Raw genomic sequence first — 21677 nt, 5'->3', positions numbered from 1 at the left:
AGACCCACCATGATCCGCCGCCTGTTCCTGCTCGCCTCCATCCTGCTGCTGGCCGCCTGCCAGAGCGTGGAGATTGACCGCGACTACGACCGCACCCGCGACTTCGGCGCCTACCGCAGCTGGGCCTGGAAAGAGCCCGCCCTGCAGTACCGCCCCGACGACCCGCGCCTGAAGAGCGACCTCACCGAACAACGCCTGCGCGACGCCCTCACCCAGCAGCTCGACCAGCGCGGCCTGCGCCCCGCCGCACCCGGCGCCCGTGCCGACCTCTTGGTGCAGAGCTGGCTGATCGTCGACGACCGCCAACAGCAGGTCAGCACCAACTACGGCGGCTACTGGGGCGGCAGCTGGGGCAACTACTGGGGCGGCCCCGGCCTGACCGAAACCCGCACCTACGACTACCAGGTGGGCACCCTGCAGGTGGACCTCTACGACAGCAAGGACGGCAAGCTCGTCTGGCGCGGCAGCGCCGCCCAGATCCTCCCCGCCACCCCACCCAGCCCCGCCGAGCGCGAAGCTGCCATCCGCGACACCATCGGCCGCATCCTCGACCACTACCCGCCCCGATGAGTCCCTCCATGTCCGTACTCAGCCACCGCCCCGTGGGCGCGGATGACCTCGCCGAGGTCGTCCGCTTCCCCCGCGATGCCGACGAACTCTTCTTCGCCTACCCCCGCGCCACCTGGCCCTTCAGCGTCGAGCAACTGGCCGACGCCATCGCCCAGCGCCAGGGCAGCACCGTCGCCCTGCTGGACGGGCGCATCGCCGGCTTCGCCAACTTCTACCAATGGGAACCGGGCGCCTACTGCGCCCTCGGCAACATGCTCGTGGCCGACTGGGCCCGAGGCCAGGGCGTGGCGCAGTACCTCATCGGCGTGATGGAACAGCAGGCCCGCGCCGGCTACGACGCCCGGCTGATGAAAATCTCCTGCTTCAACGCCAACACCGGCGGCCTGCTGCTCTACACCCGCCTCGGCTACCAGCCCCGCGCCATCGTCGAGCGCCAGGCACCGGGCGGCCAGCGCGTGGCCCTGGTGCAGATGGATAAACCCTTGGTAGATGCCGCTTCATGACCCTTCGCCTCGCCCACCCCGCCGACCTGCCCGCCCTGGGCGACATCGAACGGCTCGCCGCCGAACGCTTCAGCACCACCCACCTGCCCGCGCACCTGCGCGGCCACACACTGCCGCGCGACGTACTCCAGCGCGGGTTAGAGGCCGGGTTGCTGTGGGTGGTGGAGCACGCCGGGCACGCCGTCGGCTTCCTGCTGGCCGAGCGTGAAGGCCAGGGGCTGCACATCGCCGAAGTCAGCGTGCACCCCGACCACGGCGGCCAGGGCCACGGCCGCGCCCTGCTGGAGGCCGCCGCCGAACGCGCCCGCGCCGAAGGGTTGCCCTGCCTCACCCTCACCACCTTCGCTGACGTGCCCTGGAACCGCCCTTTCTACGAACGCGCGGGCTTCCAGGTACTGGCCGAAGCCGCCTGCGACAGCGCCCTCGCCGCACACCTTGCCGCCGAGCGTGAAGCCGGCCTCAGCGGGCGCGTGGCCATGCGGCGGGTTGTTGGCTGAGGGCGGAGCCATCGATTGCAGGCTGTTGAAAAACGTAGACGAGGCAGCCGATGCAAGGCGAAAACGGCCGAAAAAGCGCAGTTTACGTGGGGTAAATGAGCATTTTGAGGGCGTTTTCAACGCCGCAGCGGCAACGCAGTTAGTTTTTCGACGGCCTGCTAAGCTGCGCACCGAATATTTTCTGGACGGCCCCACCATGCTCGAATGGACCACCCTCACTGCCCGCCAACGCGGCACCGCACTGATCGTGCTGCTGATGCCGCTCAGCCTGCTGATTACCCAGCCCTTCAACGCACAGGCCCTGCTCGAAACCGCTGCCATATGCAGCCTGTTCGCCGGGCTCGCCCTCGCCCCGCAAGTCGTGCGCGGCCGGCTTCTGCAAAGCCTGCGGGATGGCCAGCGGTTGCCCGCGCCCAGCCTTGGGCTGTTTGCAGGGGCTTTGGTGCTGTTGGTGCTGGCGCGTCTGGTTGGGATGGTGGGCGCGTCGTAAGGCGGGAAGCGGCTTATCCACAGCCGCGCTAGGTACGTTTAGCCGCCCGGGTCTCACTCAAGCGACCGTTGCTGGCGTAGTCGAGAAACTCCGCCATGGCCGGCAGCAGCGGCACCTCGGCGGCCAACTGCCAGAAGCGCGCCTCCCCCAGCACCGGCACAAAAGCCTTGATCAACATCTGCGCGGCGTTGTGACCGCCGTATTGCAGCCAGTAGCGGCACAGCGCCCGTGCCGAGGCACGCGACAGTTGCGCCCCCTGCATCAATGCCAACGCCCGGCGAAAGTGCAGGTGCCAGAGGCCCTTCAACACCTCTAGCCGCTCGCCTTCGGGCAACCCCGCCAACCAGCGCCTTGCAGCCTGCAGAGCGTCGCCCTCCAGTGGCCCCGCCAGCGTTTCAATGGAATACGTCCATGCCGCCCCCACACGCAGCAACGCCAGCTGCAGCAGACGACGGAACTGTTCGATGGCCTTGTGGATATCGTCCCGGGTGTCGCCGTCCCAGTCCTCCACCGCATCCAATTCCAAGCGCAAGGCGTAGAGGCGCTGCTCGATCTCCAGCAGCTCATCCGGCCCGCACTCGCTCGCGATGGCGTCCCAGCGCTCGGCCGGTGTCGACACCCAGGGCGGCAGGTCACCACGGGCGGCTTCGATCAGGTGGGTAAGGCGGCTCATGCGTCCGGCGGGGGGGCGTCGATGGGGCTGGTCTGGCCGGCCTCGGGCAGCACCTCCCCGGTCAGCAGCCACCAGCGGAACTGTGGATAAAACCGACTCAATTTCTCCAGCTCATCTGCGCCGAAACGTGCCTTGCCGCGCTTGATGCTCTGCCAGCGCACGTATTCCTTGCTGTTGACCTCGGCGAGGTCTTTCAAACTGGTTATCTCGAGCAGATGAAGCGCTCGATCAGCCATCCCTTCAGCCATGGAATCACACCAATATGGACCATTGCCATAAATCAAAATCTGTGGATAATGCAGCGATGGAAATAGTCCATAAGCCGCATCGCCTGGAACGGCCGGAATACTGAAGGAACCCTCCTAGAACTGGAAGGGTTACTCCTGCACGGCTAGGAATCCGAGCGGCGCTATGGAGTACCTAATGGACCCGCTTGAAAGGAGATTGAGCATGGCTGACTTCACGTTCGATACCGCCTGCGCGCTGATGGGCCGCACCGCCTGGATAGAACTGAACTGGCCCGACGTCCCGGAGCCCACCTTCACCTGCGTGCATATCGTCGGCGTGGTGATGGCGATGGAGGGCGTCTACGACGCCCCGCACTTCCTCACCTTCCAATACAACGGCTCGCAGATGTTCCCGGAAGAACTCTTCTGGTCGGACATCCGCGCAGTGCATCCGGTAAGGACAGTGAAGAAGGGAGGGAACGTGGCGGAAGGCAGTGGGAGTCGAACCCACCCAGGAACGGCTGCCGTCCCCCACCGGGTTTGAAGCCCGGCCACGCCACCGGGCGTGATTGCCTTCCTTGTTTGCCCGACAGGTCAAAAAGCAACGAGACAGGGCGTGCGGTGCCCAGACTTGGGCTACCGCTTATGCAGGGCCAGGATGTTGCCACCATTGTTCGCAAAGCGCGATGCGAAATTAGGTGTGAAACGTCAGGCGCTGATGGGTACCGCTGCTGCCATGCATTGAGGGCCTGGAAGCCCAACACATGAACGTCGCAGAAGCGTCCGCAACCGTGACAAATACCAGCAGGAACCGGGCGGCGTGGCATCTGAGCAGCGGCTACCCCTAGAGCCTGCTCCCGGTTCGGGTTTCTCGCTGATTAGGGAAATATCTGCTTTTTGGTATCCCGGTCGAGTACGAAAGAGGTGACGTTGATTTCCATGTGCTCGCGCCCGCTGACCCCCTTGATATCGGTAGTGGATGACCACGTAGCGATATAGCGTTTGCCAGCTTCCAGGCTGAGGTTGGGGGCATTGAAGCCACACTGGCCTCCGCCCGTACCCAATTTATTCATAGAGACCCAGCACCACTCCAAGGAGTGCTGCCCTGGAGCCAGCCGAATGGCTTGGTAACCGGAGTAATTCAGAATCGAGTGCTTTCCGGCATTAGGGAGGGGCTCACCATCAACTCGGACCGCGAGAAGCAGGCGATGGTAAGGGACTCCCAGAGCTCGATACTGCACCGTATCGAAGTAGATGACAGGAGCATTTGTCGCACCACCGGATAGGTCCAGAATTTGGACGGTGGGATCGTCTACGTTCCCAGCATAGGTTTTGTATTGATAGTTAGAGCATGCGGATGTCAGCAATAGCGCCGCAGCTACTCCCAGCAGACGAAAAGTCATCAAGTCCTCCCTGAGTGTCCGATCAAAAGCCGTAGAGTTTACCAGTCGTAGCTCTCCAAGCTAGATCAGTAGCCGCTTTCAACTGAAATCGGGGCTCGCTAAAAAGGAAATGAATTCCCCCCATTTGCCGGAACTAGACAAGGATCTATTTCCGCCGATACCTGGCCAGCCGCAACCCAGCAGAGTCAGCCAAGCAGATAGGGCTTCAGGAACGCCCCGACAACGTTCTCTTGCAGGCCAACTTCGACTTTGACGCCACCCTCTTCGAGTATTCGAATACCCCGTCCATGGTTCTTTTCGTGTGTATCGATCAGGGCGACATAGAGGGTTTTTACGTCACGCCTGAGTACTGCCAAAGGGAAGGTTTCTAATTGCTGGGGCAGTTTGCCTAATCCTCTGCGTATACGCTCCATGACCTTTCCCAACAGGTGAAGACATGCCCTTTCCCTCTGACGAGGTGAGCGCAACCAGAAACAAGAGCACCGCCCCCAGCAGTTGAAAGCCAGCCAAACGTGACAATCCGTCATCGCCCGTGGAGATGGACGCCAGATCACCTGCCCTTTCGAAGCACATCCCACCTTGCTCGAAACCGCTCATCCAGACACTCAAAAAAGCACCTTCAAAAGCACTTTTATAGGTGCTAAGGTGCGCCGATCTTCTGTTCGCACACATGACCTTATTGAAGAAAAGACCTTAACCAAGACAGCTCGGCCCACAGCACAGAACCCAGACATCGGCGCTTGATGGTTCGGCCCTTAGAAATGAGCTCAGGCACATTTAGAAACCCAGATAGCGGAGAACAGGCAGATATGGCGATGACCTACGTGGTTCTGGCTGACATTGCGGCGTCGGTGACAGAACTGAAAAAAGACCCTATGGGCACCATCCGTGAAGGTGGCGGCGAAACGGTCGTGATCCTCAATCGAAATGAACCGGCGTTCTATGCCGTACCCCCGGCACGCTACGAAGCCATGCTGGAACTGATTGACGATCTGCAGCTGGCTGAAGCCGTACGCGCTCGGGCTGGTGAACCTACTGTACGAGTGGATATCGATGACCTCATCGCACAAGCCGGCGGAGCCGACTAAGTACGCCCTGGAGTTCAACACTCAAGCGCTCAAGGAGTGGGGAAAGCTGGGTAAGACCATTCAGTTGCAGTTCGCCAGGAAGCTCAAGGAGCGGCTCGACAGTCCCCGAGTCGAGGCCGACAAGCTCCGGGATATGCCCAACGGCTACAAGATCAAGCTGCGCGCCATCGGCTACCGGCTGGTATATGAGGTGATCGACAGTCGCGTGGTAGTCACCGTGATCGCTGTGGGCAAGCGGGAGCGAAGCAAGGTCTATGGCGCTGCAGTCAAGCGCTTGCAAGCGCCTTGATCCGTCACACGCCGCACCCAGGTGGCTTCATACCTGGGCGGCGGTGCACCTACACGCTGCTGCCGGGGTGAGACCTGACCATTTCTCCAAGGGCACCTACCGCCGCAGCAGCCATGTGTTGAGCACTTGAAAGCCCACCGCATGACCACCACCCAGAACCCCCCGTCACCAGATAGAACGGCCAGCCATCCAGCAGAAACCGCGCCGTATGCCCACTGAACAACGGCTGCCCCTCCAGCGCGCCACCTGCCGCCAGGGCATCCGGGGCGTTGCTGAGCAGTACGACGGCCAGCCCAAGCCCCGCGCCCCAGCAGAACCCCTCCCACGCCGCGCGGCGTAGCCCGCCCCGGCCGGCCAGGATGGCGCGGGCCTGGCGGGTGCCCAGTGCCCACACGGCGACGGAAACGGGCAGCAGCCAGCAGGTGGAGAACAGCAGCGCGGCCTGTGCGTCAGGGGCGGCTGCCAGGGCGATGGCGCTCCAGCCGAACAGGAACAGGGCCGCATCCACGGCCCCGACGATCCAGGGTTTCATCTTTTGGCTCCTTCACCAGGCGGGGCGACGTCGTCGCCGATCAGGCCGCCAGTGTGCCCGGCGCGGTGCGTCCTACAGGCCTTGCCGGCCGGGGCGCTCGCGGTGCGCCGGGGGCTAGGGGGTGAGCAGGGCCAGGGCGGAGTCTTCGCGGATCTTGCGTTCGTCGCCGATGCGGCGGGTGTAGCCGATGCGGTCGAAGTGCTCCAGCAGCTGGATGCTGCGCTTGCGGCCGAGGCCGATGCGGTCGCGCCAGTGGGCGGCCTTGATGGTGCCGTGGGCGGCCTGCAGCTGGCGGGCGTGCTGGGCGAGTTCGCGCAGGGTGGCGTCGGGGTAGAAGAGGTCTTTCACCACCTGGTGCAGGTGCCCGAGGCGGGCGAGCTTGCGTTGCAGCAGGCGCATGGCGCTTTCGTCCACGTTCAGTTCGCGGGCCAGGTCGCGGACCCAGGGCGGGTCGTAGCGGCCGGCCTCCAGCAGCGGCCAGATGCGCTGGCGCAGGGCTTCGTCGGCGTCGTTGAGCTGCACGCGGTGGCCGGGCAGGTGCAGCCAGGGGCCGCTGGCCTGGACGGCCTCGCGCACCATGAGCTGTTCCAGCAGGGCGATGAAGACCGGGCGCTCTAGTTCCGACAGGGCATAGCGGCGCAGGCGGTCGCGGTCGGGGCCGAGTTCGTCGGGCTGCTCGGCGTGGAAGCGCGCGAGGCCGTCCAGCAGGCGGTTTTCCAGGGCCTGCCAGCGGGCGCGGGTGAACAGCCGGGGGCCGAGGCGGGTGTCGATCTGCAGGGTGTCGGGCGGCAGCTGCCAGCCGCTGCGGGGGCGGTTGAACTGGCGTTCGAGCAGTTGCGGGTAGAGGCCGTTGTCGGCGGCGTCGAGCAGGGCCGGCAGTGCCTGTTCCAGGCTTGCGCTGCGCAGGGCCTGGAGCTGGGCGAGGCGTTCGGTGCTGCGGCGGTTGCGCGCGGGGGCGAAGGGGTCGAGGACGCGGCCGCCGCCGAGGGTGCGCTGGGCGGACTGGTCACGCAGCACCAGCCGGTCGCCGTGCACGGCGTGGGCGGGGGCGTTGAGCAGCAGCTGGGCGAAGGCCTGCTGGCCGGGGGCGAGGCTGTTGCCTTGCAGCAGGGCGACGCGGCCGGTGACGTCCTGGGCGCCGAGATGGACGTGCACGGGCGTCCAGTGGGCGAGCGGATGGGGCTCGCCGGGCAGCAGGTGCAGGTCGATGTCGATGCGGGTGGTGGGCGCGGCGAGGGCCGGCGCCAGCAGCCAGTCGCCCCGGTGCAGGTCGTCGACGGCGAGGCGCTCGCCGGCAAGGTTGATGGCGACCCGCTGGCCGGCGCGGGCGCTCTCCACCTGCTGGTTGCGGCTGTGCAGGCCGCGCACCCGCAGCAGGCGCCCGGAGGGGCTGAGCACCAGTTCGTCGCCGATGCGCACCTGCCCGGCGAAGGCGGTGCCGGTGGCGACCACGCCGGCGCCGGAGACGCTGAAGGCGCGGTCGATGGGCAGGCGGAAGAAGCCGTCGTCGCGGCGGGTGGCGGCCAGCAGGGATTCGCCCAGCAGGGCCTGGCGCAGGGCGTCGATGCCCTGGCCGCCGAGGCTGTCCACCGGGAACACCGGGGCGCCGGCAAAGGGGCCGGGGGCCAGCAGGGCGGTGATTTCGGCGCGGACCTGGGCGATGCGCGCGGGCTCGACGCGGTCGATCTTGGTGAGGGCCACCAGGGCGCGGTGGATGCCGAGCAGTTCGACGATGGCGAGGTGCTCGCGGGTTTGCGGCATGACGCCGTCGTCGGCGGCTACCACCAGCAGCAACAGGTCGATGCCGCAGGCGCCGGCAAGCATGTTGTGGACGAAGCGTTCGTGGCCGGGCACGTCGATGAAGGCGGTGCTCTGGCCGTCGCCGAGGTCGGCGTGGAGGTAGCCGAGGTCGATGGTGATGCCGCGCTCGCGCTCGGCGGGCCGGCGGTCGCCCTGCTGGCCGGTGAGGGCGGTGAGCAGGGCGGTCTTGCCGTGGTCGATGTGGCCGGCGGTTCCGACGATCACGGCAGGGCTCCGTCGAGGTGGGGCAGCTGGGCGAGGAAGGCGGGCTCGTCGTCGAGCTGGCGCAGGTCGAGCCAGAGGGCGTCGTCGTCGAGGCGGCCGATCACCGGGATGGGCAGGGTGCGCAGGCTTTCCTCCAGTTGCCGCAGGGCGCGGCCGCGCAGGCGCTTGGGCTGCTGCGGGCGCAGGCAGAGGGCGGCGCTGGGCAGGCGGGCGACGGGCTGGGCGCCGCTGCCGATCATGCCCAGGGCGGGCTCGACGCTGACCTGCCAGGTGGCGCCGAGCTGGGTGGCCAGGGGCGCGGCGAGGCGCTGGGCCTGGGCGAGGATGTCGGGCTGCGGGCGGCTGAGCAGGCGCAGGGTGGTGAGGCGTTCGGCGAGGCGCTCGGGGTCGCGGTAGAGGGCGAGCACGGCTTCCAGCGCGGCGAGGGTGAGCTTGTCTACCCGCAGGGCGCGCTTGAGGGGGTTCTTCTTGATGCGGCCGATGAGTTCCTTGCTGCCGAGGATGAGCCCGGCCTGGGGGCCGCCGAGGAGCTTGTCGCCGCTGAAGGTGACGATGTCGGCGCCGTCGCGCAGGGCTTCCTGCACGGTGGGTTCCTTGGGCAGGCCCCAGCGGGTGAGGTCCACCAGGGTGCCGCTGCCGAGGTCTTCCAGCAGGGGCAGGCCGTGGGCGTGGGCGATGCGCGCGAGGTCGGGGGTGGCGACGCTGGCGGTGAAGCCCTGGACGCTGTAGTTGCTGGTGTGCACGCGCATGAGCAGGCCGGTGCGGGGGCTGATGACGGCCTCGTAGTCCTTGGCGTGGGTGCGGTTGGTGGTGCCCACCTCGACGAGCTTCACACCGGCGCGGGCCATGATGTCGGGGATGCGAAAGGCGCCGCCGATCTCGATCAGTTCGCCCCGGCTGATGACCCCTTCCTTGCGCGCGCCGAGGCTGTTGAGGGCGAGCAGCACGGCGGCGGCGTTGTTGTTGACCACGGTGACGGCTTCGGCGCCGGTCAGCTCGCGGATGAGGCCGGTGATGAGGTCGTCGCGGTCGCCACGCTTGCCGCTGGCGAGGTCGAATTCGAGGTTGAGCGGGTAGCGCGCGGCCAGGGTGATGGCTTCGATGGCCTCCTCGGGCAGCAGGGCGCGGCCGAGGTTGGTGTGCAGCACGGTGCCGGTGAGGTTGAACACCCGGCGCACGCGGCTGGCGTGCCAGGCGGCGAGGCGTTCACCGGCACGGCCGGCGAGCACGGCTTCGCTGAGTTCGATGGCGGCGAGCTGGCCCTGGCGGGCGGGCTCGCGCAGTTCGTCGAGCAGGTCGCGCAGGGTTTTCAACAGGGGCTCGCGGCCGTAGCGCTGCTGCAGCGGCGTGCAGGCGGGGCTGCGCAGCAGACGGTCGACGGAGGGTAGGCGGGGGGCTGACATGGGGGATTCCTTGAGCGGCGTCCGGGTTAGCACGTGCGGGTTCGGTAGCGCGGCTGGCAAGGGATTGCGCTGGGGCAATGCCTGTTGCGAGCGCGTCCCGCCATCGTCATCGCGCACCCTCCCGTGGCCGGCCGAGTCCATTGGGGTTGGTTGCTGAGTCTAGGTGCTCATTCGCTCCCAGGCGCGAGCAACAGGTTCGGCGCACGTCGCAGATACCCCTCCTCCGCCAGGCGCAGGTCGAGGTCGAGGCTGGCGAGGTCGTCGGCCTGGGCGTCGGCGTGGCTGTCGTGCTCCAGGTAGCAGTGCTTGAGGTAGCCCTGGCAGCTGGGGCAGGTCTCGGCGCGCAGGGGAGCCTTGTCGGCCGGGCGGTCGTCGCGTTCGACGCTGAGGTAGGCCAGGCGCTTGCTCTCCTGGCAGTGGCTGCACTTGACCCGCACGTAGTGCCATTCGCAGTTGCACAGGGAGCAGCTGAGGTAGCGCAGGCCGTTGTGCTGGCCGAGGTGGCGGACCATGCCGGCCACGGGTGGGGAGCCGCAGGCGGGGCAGACTACCTTGGCTTCGCCGTCCTGCACGCTGCCGGCGGGCAGTGCCAGCAGCCAGTGGCTGAAGGCGACCTGCAGGGCGCCCCCGAGGAAGGGGACGACGGCGGGCGGCAGCAGGTCGAACTGGCCGCTGAGCAGGCTGATGCCCCAGGCCTTGCGCTGGCCGGCGTCGGCCTGGCGCAGCTGCTGGAGGGCGGCGGCGACGGCGGGGTTGCCGGGGGCCGGCAGCTGGTCCAGCAGGGCATCCACGGCGGCCAGCCAGCCGTCGGCGCGCACCAGGGTTTCGAAGGGCAGCGGCGGCATGCGGTGCTCGCGGCTGCGGGCGACGGCTTCCGGTGCGGGGCCGGGCAGCGCGGGCGGGTTGTCGAGCACGCGCTGCTGGGCGTCGCAGAGGTCGGCGATCAGCAGCAGGTAGGCGGCCAGCGGGTGGCCGTCGGCGAGCTGGCGCAGGCGTTCGGCGCGGGTGGCGAAGAGGTCGCGCTGCGGCAGGTGGAGGAAGGGCGGGATGTTCGCCGCGGCGGCGATCTGTTCCGGTTCGAGCAATTGGCCTGACACGCAGGACTCCTTGTGAAGGTGCTGGATGGGGCGAGGTCAGTGCTTGCCGTCGCCCTTCTCGATGGATTTGAACCAGCCGCCATGGTGCTTGCGCGCCCAGCCCCGGCTGACCCAGCCGTGGAGCATGGCGCCGATGGAGCCTTTGACCCAGATGCCGGCGTAGATGTGCACGAGGATGCTGAGGATCAGCACCCAGGCGGCGAAGGCGTGCAGCAGGGCGGCGAGGCGGATCAGGTCGATGCCGAAGAAGTGGCTGAAGTACTGGCGCCAGATGACGATGCCGGTGAGCAGCAGGGTGATCATGGAGGCCAGCAGGACCCAGAAGAGGATCTTCTGCCCGGCGTTGTAGCGGCCGACTTCGGGGAGCCGGTCCTCACGGTTGTTGATGACGTCCTTCATCTGCCGCAGCCATTGGCCGTCGCCCTTCTCCCAGCGGTTGTGGTGGGCGAAACGCAGGGCCAGGACGCTGAAGAACAGGAACATCGCCACGCCCATGAAGGGGTGCAGGATGCGCGTCCAGGGGCCGCCGCCGAACAGGTGGGTGAGCCAGAACAGCGAGGGGTGGAACAGGGCCAGGCCGGACAGCCCGGCGAGGAAGAACAGGATGGCCACCGCCCAGTGGTTGCTGCGCTCGGAGGCGGTGTAGCGCTGGATGTCTTTGTTCATGTCGTACTCCGTAACCCGGGGGCGCGTCCCTGCGCCCCTGACCGGCCCTCGCCCGCTGGGCGAGGGGGTTGTCTGTCAACGCGGCGCCCTGGGGTCGAACTCGTGGACCGAGGGGTCGACCTTGTGCACCGCCGGCTCGCTGGGGGGCGTTTCGTCCTCTTCCACGCGGTTGGGGCCGACCCGCACGTAGTGGAAGAAGCCGAACAGCGCCACCGCGCCCATGGCCAGCAGGCCAAGGGGCTTGGTGATGCCCTTCCACAGCCCGACCAGCGGGCTGATGGCTGGCGCCTCGGGCAGGCCGGCGTAGAGGGCGGGCTTGTCGGCGTGGTGCAGCACGTACATGACGTGGGTGCCGCCGACGCCCTGCGGGTCGTACAGCCCGGCGTTGTCGTAGCCGCGCGACTTGAGGTCGACGATGCGCTCGGCGGCGTGCTCCTTCATGGCCTCCTTGGTGCCGAAGACGATGGCCCCGGTGGGGCAGGTCTTCACGCAGGCCGGTTCCAGCCCGACGGACACGCGGTCGGAACACAGGGTGCACTTGTACGCCTTGTGGTCCTTCTGCGAGATGCGCGGGATGTTGAAGGGGCAGCCGGTGACGCAGTAGCCGCAACCGATGCACTTGTCCTGGTTGAAGTCGACGATGCCGTTGGCGTACTGGATGATCGCGCCGGGGCTCGGGCAGGCCGCGAGGCAGCCAGGTTCGGCGCAGTGCATGCAGCCGTCCTTGCGGATCAGCCACTCCAGCTTGTTCTCCTCGGGCTCGTGCTCGGTGAAGCGCATGACCGTCCAGGAGTCGGCCGTCAGGTCCATGGGGTTGTCGTACACCCCGTGGTTGTGGCCGACCTCGTCACGCAGGTCGTTCCATTCGGAACAGGCGACCTGGCAGGCCTTGCAGCCGATGCACTTGGACACGTCGATCAGCTTGGCCACCTCGCCCAGCTGCCGTACGGACGGGCTGGGCGTGGTGGTGGCGGAGCGGGCAATGATGTCTTGTGAGGCCATGGCGCTGCTCCTATGCCTTTTCAAGCTTGACCAGGAACGACTTGAACTCCGGCGTCTGGGTGTTTCCATCCCCGACGAAGGGCGTCAGCGTGTTGGTCAGGTAGCCGTTGCGCGCCACGCCGGAGAAGCCCCAGTGCAGCGGGATGCCGATCTGGTGGACGGTCTTGCCGTCCACCTCGAGCGGGCGGATGCGCTTGGTGACCACGGCCACCGCCTTGATGTAGCCCCGCTGGGACGACACCTTGACCCGCTCGCCGGCAACGATGCCCAGCTCCCGCGCCAGCGCTTCGCCGATCTCGACGAACTGCTCGGGCTGGGCGATGGCGTTCAGCCGGCAGTGCTTGGTCCAGAAGTGGAAGTGCTCGGTGAGGCGGTAGGTGGTCGCCGCATAGGGGAACTCGTCGGCGGTGCCGAGCATCTCGCGGTCCCCCGGGAACAGGCGGGCGGCGGGGTTGCTGGTGACCTTGCGGTTCTCCGGGTGCAACGGGTTGCGGCCGATGGGCGTCTCGAACGGCTCGTAGTGCTCGGGGAAGGGCCCTTCGTTCATCTTGTCGAGGGCGAAGAATCGCGCGACGCCCTCGGGGTTCATGATGAACGGGTTCATGCCCTGCTCCGGCGGCACGTCGGGCTTGTAGTCGGGCACGTCGGTGCCGCCCCAGGCCTTGCCGTTCCACCACACCAGGCGCTTCTTCTTCGGGTCCCAGGGTTGCCCGTTGGGATCGGCCGAGGCGCGGTTGTAGAGGATGCGCCGGTTGGCCGGCCAGGCCCAGGCCCAGCCGAGGGTCTGGCCCATGGCGTAGGGGTCGGCGTTGTCGCGGCGGGCCATCTGGTTGCCGGCGGCGGTCCAGCAGCCGGCGAAGATCCAGCAGCCGCTGGCGGTGCTGCCGTCGTCCCGCAGCAGGGCGAAGCCGGGCAGTTGCTCGCCGGCCTTGAGCAGCGGCGCGCCCGTGGCCGGGTCGTTGAGGTCGGCCAGGGCCTTGCCGTTGAACTCGCGGGCGATCTCGTCCGGGGCCGGCTCGTCGGGGCGCAGGTAGTTCCAGTCCAGCCCCAGGATGGGGTCGGGGAAGGCGCCGCCGTCGCGGGTGTAGGCCGCGCGCAGACGGTGGAACAGTGCGCCCATGATGGCGATGTCGGTGCGGCACTGGCCCGGCGGCTCGGCGCCCTTCCAGTGCCACTGCAGCCAGCGACCGCTGTTGACCAGGGAGCCGTCCTCTTCGGCGAAGCAGGTGGTGGGCAGGCGGAACACGGTGGTCTGGATGCTGGCGGTGTCGACGTCATTGTACTCGCCGGCGTTGCGCCAGAACTCGGACGTCTCGGTGGCCAGCGGGTCCATCACCACCAGGTACTTCAGCTTGGCCAGGCTCTCCACCACCTTGCCCTTGTTGGGGAACGAGGCGATGGGGTTGAAGCCCTGGCAGAAGTAGCCGTTGACCTTGCCCTGGTGCATCAGGTCGAAGTAGCGCAGCACGTCGTAGGCCGGCACGTCGAGCTTGGGCAGCCAGTCGTAGCACCAGTTGTTCTCGGCGGTGGCGGACTTGCCGAACCAGGCCTTCATCAGGCTGACGTGGAACTTGCCGTAGTTCTGCCAGTAGGACAGCTGCCCCGGCCGCGCGGGCTTGGCGGCGCGCTTGGCGATGTAGGCGGCGTAGTCCTGCTCGGCGTCACCGGCCAGGGTGAGGTAGCCCGGCAGGGAGTTGGAGAGCAGCCCCAGGTCGGTCAGGCCCTGGATGTTGGAGTGGCCGCGCAGGGCGTTCATCCCGCCACCGGGCATGCCGATGTTGCCCAGCAGCAACTGCACCATGGCGCCGGTGCGGATGATCTGCGAGCCCACCGAGTGCTGCGTCCAGCCGAGGGCGTACAGGATGGTCATGACCTTGCCGGGCGCGGAGGTCTCGGCGATCTGGCTCCAGACCTTCTGCAACTGCTCGGGCGGGGTGCCGCAGGTTCGGCTGACCACCTCGGGCGTGTAGCGGCTGTAGTGCTTCTTCATCAGCTGGAACACGCAGCGCGGGTCTTCCAGCGTCGGGTCGACGCGGGCGTAGCCGTCCTCGCCCTTGGCGTAGCTCCAGGCGGATTTGTCCGGGTAGGCGCGCTTGGCCTCGTCGTAGCCGTTGAACAGGCCGTCTTCGAAGCTGAAGCCTTCGTTCACGATGAACGACGCATCGGTGTAGTGCCGGACGTACTCATGCTGGATCTGGTTGGTGGTGATCAGGTAGTTGATCAGCCCCCCCAGGAACGCGATGTCGGTCCCGGTACGGATGGGTGCGTAGTAGTCGGCCACGGAAGCCGAGCGCGTGAAACGCGGGTCGACCACGATCAGCCGGGCCTTGTTGTGGGCCTTCGCTTCGGTCACCCATTTGAAGCCACAGGGGTGGGCTTCGGCAGCGTTGCCGCCCATGATCAGCACCAGATCGGCATTCTTGATGTCGGTCCAGTGGTTGGTCATGGCGCCACGGCCAAACGTCGGGGCAAGACCTGCCACCGTCGGGCCATGTCAGACACGTGCTTGGTTATCGAACCCCAGCATGCCCAGTGAACGCACCACCTTGTGGGTGATGTAGCCGGCTTCGTTGGAGGATGCCGACGCGGCGAGGAAACCGGTGGTGAGCCAGCGGTTGACCGTCTGTCCGGCGTCGTTCCTGGCCACGAAGTGGGCGTCGCGGTCCGCTTTCATCAGCTGGGCGATGCGGTCGAGCGCCTCGTCCCATTCGATGCGTTTCCACTCGCTGGAGCCGGCTTCGCGGACCTCGGGGTACTTCAGGCGGTTGGGGCTGTGGACGAAGTCCAGCAGGCCGGCGCCTTTCGGGCAGAGGGTGCCGCGGTTGACCGGGTGGTCCGCGTCGCCCTCGATGTGGATGATGTTCTGCGCCACGTTCTTCGACGCATCGCCCTGGCTGTACATGATCAGGCCGCAGCCGACCGAGCAGTAGGGGCAGGTGTTACGGGTTTCGACGGTTCGCGCCAGCTTGAAATGGCGCACCTGGTCGGCGAAGGCGACCGGGGGTGCCATCCCCAGCGCCGCCAGGCTCGATCCTCCAAGGCCTACACCGCAGACCTTGAAGAACTGTCGACGGTTCATGTCCATCGTGGGTTCTCCTGCATCAGGCAAGGGAGTCGCTCTTTGGCGACTCTTCAGCCCCGGAAGCTTAGTCAAGCGAACCGCACCGCGCATGGATCCAGAGCAATGGTTTGACCGAAATGCCCGAGCGGCACGTCAACCGGGCCGTTATCCCGCCGGGCGCAACTTCCTATGGTGAAGGCCCTTCTCCCCGCCCCGGTCCGCCATGAACACAGCCTATCCCCACCTGCTCTCGCCCCTGCACGTCGGCCCGCTGCACCTGCGCAACCGCGTGGTGATGGGCTCCATGCACACCGGCCTGGAAGACCGCCTGCGGGACTTCGACAAGCTGGCGGCCTACTACCGGGAGCGGGCGCGGGGCGGCGTCGGGCTGATTATCACCGGCGGCTTCGCGCCCAACCGGGAAGGCTGGCTGCTGCCCTTCGGCAGCAGCCTGACCCGCGGCCTGGAAGTGCCGGCCCACCGCCGCCTGACCCAGGCGGTGCACACCGAGGGCGGGCGCATCCTGCTGCAGATCCTGCATGCCGGGCGCTACGGCTATCACCCGCTGGTGGTGTCGGCATCGCCGCTGAAGTCCCCCATCAGCTGGTTCGCCCCGCGCGAGCTGAGCGAGCGGGGCATCGAGCGCACCCTGCGGGCCTTCGTGCGCTGCGCGCGGCTGGCCAAGGCGGCGGCCTACGACGGGGTGGAGATCATGGGTAGCGAGGGCTACCTGCTGAACCAGTTCCTCTGCCCGCGCACCAACCAGCGCCGCGACCGCTGGGGCGGCTCGCTGGAGAACCGCATGCGCCTGGCGGTGGAGATCGTCCGGCGCATCCGCCGCATGGCCGGGGACGGCTTCGCCATCGGCTTCCGCCTGTCGCTGCTGGACCTGGTGGAGGGCGGCAACACCGCCGAAGAGGTGCAGCAGATCGCCCTGGCGCTGCAGGAGGCCGGCATCGACCTGCTCAACACCGGCATCGGCTGGCACGAGTCGCGGGTGCCCACCATCGTCACCTCGGTGCCGCGCGGGGCCTTTGCCGAGGTCAGCGCACGGCTGCGGCACGTGCTGCGGGTGCCGGTGGTGGCCAGCAACCGCATCAACACCCCGGAGCTGGCCGAGGCGCTGATCGCCGACGGCCAGGCGGACCTGGTGTCCATGGCCCGGCCGCTGCTGGCCGACCCGCAGTTCGTCGCCAAGGCCGCGGCGGGCCGGCCCGAGGCGATCAACACCTGCATCGCCTGCAACCAGGCCTGCCTGGACCACGCCTTCGCCAACCGCCGCGCCAGTTGCCTGGTCAATCCACGGGCCGGCTTCGAGACCGAGCTGCGCTACCGCCGCACCCGCCAGCCCAAGCGCATCGCCGTGGTCGGTGCCGGGCCGGCGGGGCTTTCCGCCGCCTGCGTGGCCGCCGAGCGCGGGCACCGGGTGACGCTGTTCGAGGCGGCGGCCGAGATCGGTGGGCAGTTCAACCTGGCCCGGCGTATCCCCGGCAAGGCGGAGTTCGACGAGACGCTGCGCTACTTCCGCACCCGCCTGGCGGAGCTGGGGGTGGAGCTGGTGCTGAACCGCCGCATCGGCCCCGGCGAGCTGAGCGGCCATTACGACGAGGTGGTGGTGGCCACCGGGGTGCGCCCCCGCGCACTGGCGTTGCCGGGCGGCGAACACCCCAAGGTGCTCAGCTACGCCGAGGTGCTGCTGGGCGCGCCGGTGGGCGAACGGGTGGCGCTGGTGGGGGCCGGTGGCATCGGCTTCGACCTGGCGGCCTTCCTGCTGCAGCCGCACACGCCGGACCCGGCACGCTGGCGTGCCGAGTGGGGCATCGACCTGCAAGGCACCACGCCCGGCGGGCTGGTTCCGCCGCTCGCCCTGCAGCCGCAGCGGGAGCTGTGGCTGCTGCAACGCAAGCCGGCGCCCCTCGGCCGGGGGCTGGGCAAGACCAGCGGCTGGGTCCACCGCGCCCACCTGCAACGCCTGGGCGCGCGGATGCTGGGCGGGGTGGAATACCTGCGCGTGGACAACGACGGCCTGCACATCCGCCACGACGGACGCGAGCAGGTGCTGCCTGTGGATAACGTGGTGATCTGCGCCGGCCAGGAACCCGTGCGCGACCTGCACCCGGTGCAGGGCTCCGACCACCTGCGCCTGCACCTCATCGGCGGCGCCCGCCGCGCCGGCGAACTCGACGCCAAGCGCGCCATCCGCGAAGGCGCCGAGCTGGCGGCGCGGTTGTGAGGGGCGTCGACATTCCCGGGCATGCGGATAGGAACCGGTGGGCTGAAGCGGAACGCCGCCCGGCCCACCCTACGACCGTTGCCTCAAGCTGTTTGGCTGCGCCCTGTGGGAGCCTTTCAACATCGATGCGGTTCGCCGAGCTCACCGCATCCTACGGCCCCGCTCCGTCCGTAGGATGGGCTGAGCTGTGCGAAGTCCATCGGGTTGCGTGGCATGTGGGATCGGTAGGGTGGATCGCGCTTCATCGATCCACCGATGCCGCGCTCATAGGCCGCCGGGTGCTTCACGCATCCCAGTCGGTGTCGTCCTGCAGGCGTTCGGCGAGGTGGTCGAGGAGCAGGCGCAGGGCGTGGGGCATCTGCCGGCGGCTGCCGTAGAGGGCGTAGATGCCGAGCACCTGGGGTTCGTGGTCGGGCAGCAGCTGCACCAGGTCGCCGCTGCGCACCAGGGCGGCCACCGAGTAGCGCGGTTGCAGGCTGATGCCCTGCCCCGCCAGCGTGGCCTCCAGCAGCACCATGGATTCGTTGGCGCTGAGCCGGCCGCTGACCGGTACGGCGCTGGGCTCGCCGTCGCGGAAGAAGGTCCACAGGCTGCGGCCGAAGTAGGAGTAGGTCAGGCAGTCATGGCGCACCAGGTCCTCGGGGGTGCGCGGCAGGCCGTGGCGGGCGACGTAGGCCGGGGTGGCGCAGACCACCGAGCGGCAGGTGCCGAGGCGCCGGGCGATGAGGTTGGGGTCGAGCTGGTTGGTGATGCGCAGGGCCAGGTCGATGCGTTCCTCGATCAGGTTGACCGCCTGGCTGTTCACCAGCAGGTCGATGCCCACGGCCGGATACTGCTGCTGGAAGCGGCCGATCTCGTGCACCAGCCAGGCCTGGGCGAAGGACTGGCTGCAGGTGACCCGCAGGCGGCCGCTGGGCGCCTCGCGGTGGTCACGCCCGAGGCTCTGCATGGATTCGGCCAGGGCGCAGACCTCCCGGCACTGCGGCAGCATCTGCTCGCCGGTGCCGGTGAGGCTCAGGCGCCGGGTGCTGCGGTGCAGCAGGCGCGCGCCGGCCCACTCCTCCAGCGCGGCGAGGTAGCGCGAGATCATCGCCCGCGACATGTCCAGGGCATCGGCAGCGGCGGTCTGGCTGCCCCGCTCCACCACTTCGACGAAGACCCGCATGGCAGTGATCCGATCCATGTCTATGCTCGCTATGTGCAACAAAGAAGCGCGGATTATGGCGTTTTTTGCCGTCTATCACGCAACTATCCTGCACGCCGTCACTCACTCACCGAGGTAGCCCACCATGGCCCCGTTCGCTCTCATCCGCCGCCTGCTGGCCGGCGCCCTGCTCAGCGCCGCCGCCGGCAGCGCCCTGGCCCAGCAACCCCTGGAACTGCAGGTCTACAACCCCGGCGAGCAGGCCGTGTTCCCGGTCAGCTCCTCCCTGCTGCTGGGCGAGAAGGACGCCCTGCTGGTGGACGCGCAGTTCTCCAGCCACCAGGCCGATGACCTGGTCAAACGCATCAAGGACAGCGGCCGCCGCCTGACCACCATCTTCATCAGCCACGGCGACCCGGACTTCTACTTCGGCCTGGACACCCTGCTGCGCGCCTTCCCGGACGCCAAGGTGCTGGCCACCCCGCAGACCATCGCCCACATCCAGGCCACCAAGGACCTGAAGCTGGCCCACTGGGGCCCGATCCTCAAGGACGGCGCGCCGCGCAACCTGGTGGTGCCGCAGCCGCTGCAGGGCGACAGCCTGACCCTGGAAGGCGAGCGCATCCGCGTGATCGGCCTGGACGGTCCGGACCCGAGCCACACCAGCCTCTGGGTGCCGTCCCTGCGCACCGTGCTGGGTGGCGTGCTGGTCAGCGGCAACATGCACGTGTGGACCGCCGACTCGCAGACCGTCGAGTCCCGCCGCAACTGGGTCGGCGCACTGGACGCCCTGGAAGCGCTGCAACCGCAACGCGTGGTCCCCGGCCACTACCTGGGCGAACCGGCCAAGGGCCTGGGCGACCTGCAGTTCACCCGCGACTACCTCAAGGCCCTGGAGCAGGAACTGCCCCGCGCCAAGGACGCCAAGGCCCTGGTCGCCGCGATGAAGAAGCGCTACCCCGACCTGCACGGCGTGGAAGACCTGGAACTGAGCGCCAAGGTGCTCAAGGGCGAGATGCAGTGGCCCTGATCTGAGACAGCGACCAGGGGGCGGCGGCATAATCGCCGCCCCCTTCGTTTCAGGAGATTCCCCCATGCCCAATGCCTGGTGGCTGCTTGCCCTGCCCTTCGTCGCCGGTTCCTTCCTCCCGCTCCAGGCGGGCATCAATGGCCAGTTGGCCAGGCAGGTCTCCAGCGTCATGAGTGCGGCGCTGATCTCCTTCCTGGTGGGCACGGTGGCGCTGTTCATCGTCGCCGCCGCGCAACGCGAACTGCCCAGTTTCACCGCGCTCAAGGGCCTCACCTGGTGGCACTGGAGCGGCGGCCTACTGGGGGCCGTGTTCATCGCCACCGCCGCCTTCGCCGGGCCACGCATCGGTGCGCTGCTGTTCATGGTGCTGGTGCTCGCCGGGCAACTGAGCATGGCCCTGGCGCTCGACCACTTCGGCTGGGCCGGTTACCGCGAGGCCCCCATCAGCGTCGGCAAGTTGGCCGGCCTGGGCCTGATCATTGCCGGCGTGTGGATGATCCGCCGCGGCTGACCGGCCGTCAGACAAAGGTCGGCCAGGACAGTGGCCAGTTGATGTCAATGCGGAACCGGGTAAGCTCTGCCCACCAGCCGTATTTGTGATCACAACGCATGACTGACACAGAGCTGCCCCACCAGCCGGAGACCTTCCCGCTCTGGCGCGAGATCCAGGACACCCGCACCCGCACCCGCCTTGGCGGCCTCTACTACCTGCTGGCCTGGACCATTGCCTGGGCCTTCAGCGCCGCACCCGGCGAGCACCTGCTGCTGGGCCTGGGCGGCACCCTGCTGTTCGGTGCCCTGCTGGTGGCGCGCCTCCGCCACTGCCCGGGCGCGGCCGCCACGCAGGCGCAGCTCAAGCGCTGGCTGGACACCCACTGGGGGCTGATCCTGCTCACCTGCCTGGCCTGGGGCCTGGCCCACGCCTACATGATCCTCGCGCCCGACTACCGGGACGCCCGCATCATCGGCACCCTCAGCACCGTCGCCTTCGGCACCGCCATGGCCTTCAACTTCGCCATGCGCCGGGCCTGGGCCATCCTCGCCTTGATGCTGCTGTACCTGCCGGGCCTGGCCGCCATGCTGCTTTCCCCCGAGCGGCTCACCGCCGAGCTGGTGACCCTGGCCTTCTACCTCAGCTACCTGCTGCTGGCCCTCAACCGCAGCCACCGCGAGTACCAGGGCACCCTGAACCTGGAGATGGAGCTGCTGGTGCAGCGCCAGCGCCTGGATGCCCTCAGCCGCACCGACGGGCTGACCCTGCTGGGCAACCGCCACCAGTTCAACAACCTGTTCCCGGCCATGGTCGCCCACGCCGCCCGCGAGGGCTCGCCGCTGTCGCTGGTGCTGCTGGACATCGACTTCTTCAAGCGCATCAACGACGAGTACGGCCACGCCGCCGGCGACCGCTGCCTGGAGCAGTTCGCCGAGCGCATGCGCCAGGTGTTCCGCCGTGACAGCGACGCCCTGCTGCGCCTGGGTGGCGAGGAGTTCGGCGTGCTGATGCCCGGCACCACGCGGGAGCAGGCCGTGCAGCTGGGCGAGAGCTTCCGCGCCGCCCTGGCCCGCGAGGGCCTGACCTATGACGGGCACACCCTGCCGATGACCACGAGCCTGGGCGTCGGCTGCTTCGACCCGCAGCGCGACGCCAGTGCCGAGGCCTTCTTCAAGCGCGTGGACGATGCCCTGTACCGCGCCAAGAGCCACGGCCGCGACCGGGTGGAGACCGCCTAGGCCGCCACCCGCC

At 68.0% G+C, this 21677-nt stretch carries 22 protein-coding genes and 1 tRNA gene; 10 read left to right on the top strand and 13 right to left on the bottom strand.

The window, feature by feature from the left end:
- The first annotated feature begins 9 nt into the window (after positions 1 to 9).
- Genes BM198_RS23135 through BM198_RS29845 form a run of 4 tightly spaced genes read left to right on the top strand, consistent with a single transcriptional unit; the run spans position 10 to position 2060 of the window.
- The gene (locus BM198_RS23135; RefSeq protein ID WP_074972754.1) at positions 10 to 570 is read left to right on the top strand and encodes a DUF4136 domain-containing protein; all 561 of its coding nucleotides are present in this window, start codon (positions 10 to 12) and stop codon (positions 568 to 570) included.
- A gap of 8 nt (positions 571 to 578) precedes the next feature.
- A complete protein-coding gene (locus BM198_RS23130) occupies positions 579 to 1073 on the top strand; it encodes a GNAT family N-acetyltransferase (protein ID WP_074972752.1) in 495 nt (164 codons plus the stop codon).
- A complete protein-coding gene (locus BM198_RS23125) occupies positions 1070 to 1570 on the top strand; it encodes a GNAT family N-acetyltransferase (RefSeq protein WP_074972750.1) in 501 nt (166 codons plus the stop codon). Before BM198_RS23130 ends, BM198_RS23125 begins: the two co-directional genes overlap by 4 nt.
- Positions 1571 to 1595: 25 nt before the next feature.
- Positions 1596 to 2060, top strand: a complete 465-nt coding sequence (locus BM198_RS29845; RefSeq protein WP_139233697.1) for a hypothetical protein — start codon at positions 1596 to 1598, stop codon at positions 2058 to 2060.
- A 28-nt stretch (positions 2061 to 2088) separates the two neighbouring features.
- On the opposite strand, the gene BM198_RS30320 is transcribed toward BM198_RS29845, so the two are convergent.
- The 5 genes from BM198_RS30320 to BM198_RS29840 all read right to left on the bottom strand — a co-directional run bounded on the left by BM198_RS30320 (position 2089) and on the right by BM198_RS29840 (position 4776).
- A complete protein-coding gene (locus tag BM198_RS30320) occupies positions 2089 to 2733 on the bottom strand; it encodes a hypothetical protein (RefSeq protein ID WP_074972746.1) in 645 nt (214 codons plus the stop codon).
- Positions 2730 to 2981, bottom strand: coding sequence for a hypothetical protein (locus BM198_RS23110; protein ID WP_044411235.1), 252 nt, complete (start codon positions 2979 to 2981; stop codon positions 2730 to 2732). Before BM198_RS23110 ends, BM198_RS30320 begins: the two co-directional genes overlap by 4 nt.
- Before the next feature lie 461 nt (positions 2982 to 3442).
- Positions 3443 to 3538, bottom strand: a tRNA-Sec gene (locus BM198_RS23105).
- 300 nt (positions 3539 to 3838) lie between these two features.
- Positions 3839 to 4363, bottom strand: coding sequence for a hypothetical protein (locus BM198_RS23100; protein ID WP_074972744.1), 525 nt, complete (start codon positions 4361 to 4363; stop codon positions 3839 to 3841).
- Positions 4364 to 4548: 185 nt separating this feature from the next.
- Positions 4549 to 4776 (bottom strand): hypothetical protein, encoded by a 228-nt coding sequence (locus tag BM198_RS29840; RefSeq protein WP_139233696.1) that lies wholly within the window; start codon positions 4774 to 4776, stop codon positions 4549 to 4551.
- Between the two features lie 402 nt (positions 4777 to 5178).
- Here BM198_RS29840 and BM198_RS23095 point away from each other — a divergent pair, with 402 nt between their 5' ends.
- On the top strand, positions 5179 to 5451 hold the full coding sequence (locus tag BM198_RS23095) for a type II toxin-antitoxin system Phd/YefM family antitoxin (RefSeq protein ID WP_169708322.1): 273 nt from the start codon (positions 5179 to 5181) through the stop codon (positions 5449 to 5451).
- On the top strand, positions 5417 to 5740 hold the full coding sequence (locus BM198_RS23090; RefSeq protein WP_074972742.1) for a type II toxin-antitoxin system RelE family toxin: 324 nt from the start codon (positions 5417 to 5419) through the stop codon (positions 5738 to 5740). Before BM198_RS23095 ends, BM198_RS23090 begins: the two co-directional genes overlap by 35 nt.
- A gap of 49 nt (positions 5741 to 5789) precedes the next feature.
- Here BM198_RS23090 and BM198_RS23085 read toward each other — a convergent pair whose 3' ends face one another.
- The 7 genes from BM198_RS23085 to fdnG form a co-directional block, all read right to left on the bottom strand.
- Positions 5790 to 6272 (bottom strand): hypothetical protein, encoded by a 483-nt coding sequence (locus BM198_RS23085; RefSeq protein ID WP_074972741.1) that lies wholly within the window; start codon positions 6270 to 6272, stop codon positions 5790 to 5792.
- 114 nt (positions 6273 to 6386) lie between these two features.
- Complete coding sequence (gene selB / locus BM198_RS23080) at positions 6387 to 8297, bottom strand: selenocysteine-specific translation elongation factor (RefSeq protein WP_074972739.1); 1911 nt, start codon at positions 8295 to 8297, stop codon at positions 6387 to 6389.
- Entirely contained in the window at positions 8294 to 9700 is a 1407-nt protein-coding gene (gene selA / locus BM198_RS23075) for an L-seryl-tRNA(Sec) selenium transferase (RefSeq protein WP_074972737.1), read from the bottom strand. The genes selB and selA overlap by 4 nt, the downstream gene beginning before the upstream one ends.
- A gap of 167 nt (positions 9701 to 9867) precedes the next feature.
- Positions 9868 to 10797: a formate dehydrogenase accessory protein FdhE gene (gene fdhE / locus BM198_RS23070; RefSeq protein WP_074972736.1), complete on the bottom strand. Its 930-nt coding sequence runs from the start codon at positions 10795 to 10797 to the stop codon at positions 9868 to 9870.
- 36 nt (positions 10798 to 10833) lie between these two features.
- On the bottom strand, positions 10834 to 11463 hold the full coding sequence (locus BM198_RS23065; RefSeq protein ID WP_074972735.1) for a formate dehydrogenase subunit gamma: 630 nt from the start codon (positions 11461 to 11463) through the stop codon (positions 10834 to 10836).
- A 75-nt stretch (positions 11464 to 11538) separates the two neighbouring features.
- Entirely contained in the window at positions 11539 to 12465 is a 927-nt protein-coding gene (gene fdxH / locus BM198_RS23060; RefSeq protein ID WP_044411222.1) for a formate dehydrogenase subunit beta, read from the bottom strand.
- Positions 12466 to 12475: 10 nt separating this feature from the next.
- Complete coding sequence (gene fdnG / locus BM198_RS23055) at positions 12476 to 15550, bottom strand: formate dehydrogenase-N subunit alpha (protein ID WP_139233695.1); 3075 nt, start codon at positions 15548 to 15550, stop codon at positions 12476 to 12478.
- Between the two features lie 199 nt (positions 15551 to 15749).
- On the opposite strand from fdnG, the gene BM198_RS23045 reads away from it, so the two are divergent.
- Positions 15750 to 17759: an NADPH-dependent 2,4-dienoyl-CoA reductase gene (locus BM198_RS23045; protein ID WP_074972730.1), complete on the top strand. Its 2010-nt coding sequence runs from the start codon at positions 15750 to 15752 to the stop codon at positions 17757 to 17759.
- A 283-nt stretch (positions 17760 to 18042) separates the two neighbouring features.
- Here the strand turns inward: BM198_RS23045 and BM198_RS23040 are convergent, their stop codons facing one another.
- Positions 18043 to 18942: a LysR family transcriptional regulator gene (locus BM198_RS23040; RefSeq protein ID WP_044411213.1), complete on the bottom strand. Its 900-nt coding sequence runs from the start codon at positions 18940 to 18942 to the stop codon at positions 18043 to 18045.
- A 106-nt stretch (positions 18943 to 19048) separates the two neighbouring features.
- On the opposite strand from BM198_RS23040, the gene BM198_RS23035 reads away from it, so the two are divergent.
- The 3 genes from BM198_RS23035 (at position 19049) to BM198_RS23025 (ending at position 21664) form a co-directional block, all read left to right on the top strand.
- Entirely contained in the window at positions 19049 to 19933 is an 885-nt protein-coding gene (locus BM198_RS23035) for an MBL fold metallo-hydrolase (protein ID WP_074972728.1), read from the top strand.
- A 64-nt stretch (positions 19934 to 19997) separates the two neighbouring features.
- The gene (locus tag BM198_RS23030) at positions 19998 to 20444 is read left to right on the top strand and encodes a DMT family transporter (RefSeq protein WP_044411209.1); all 447 of its coding nucleotides are present in this window, start codon (positions 19998 to 20000) and stop codon (positions 20442 to 20444) included.
- Positions 20445 to 20542: 98 nt separating this feature from the next.
- Complete coding sequence (locus tag BM198_RS23025) at positions 20543 to 21664, top strand: GGDEF domain-containing protein (RefSeq protein WP_074972727.1); 1122 nt, start codon at positions 20543 to 20545, stop codon at positions 21662 to 21664.
- Positions 21665 to 21677 lie beyond the last annotated feature (13 nt).

The organism is Metapseudomonas otitidis, from assembly GCF_900111835.1.
Classification (GTDB): Bacteria; Pseudomonadota; Gammaproteobacteria; order Pseudomonadales; family Pseudomonadaceae; genus Metapseudomonas; species Metapseudomonas otitidis.
This window is presented reverse-complemented; position numbering and strand designations above follow the sequence as displayed.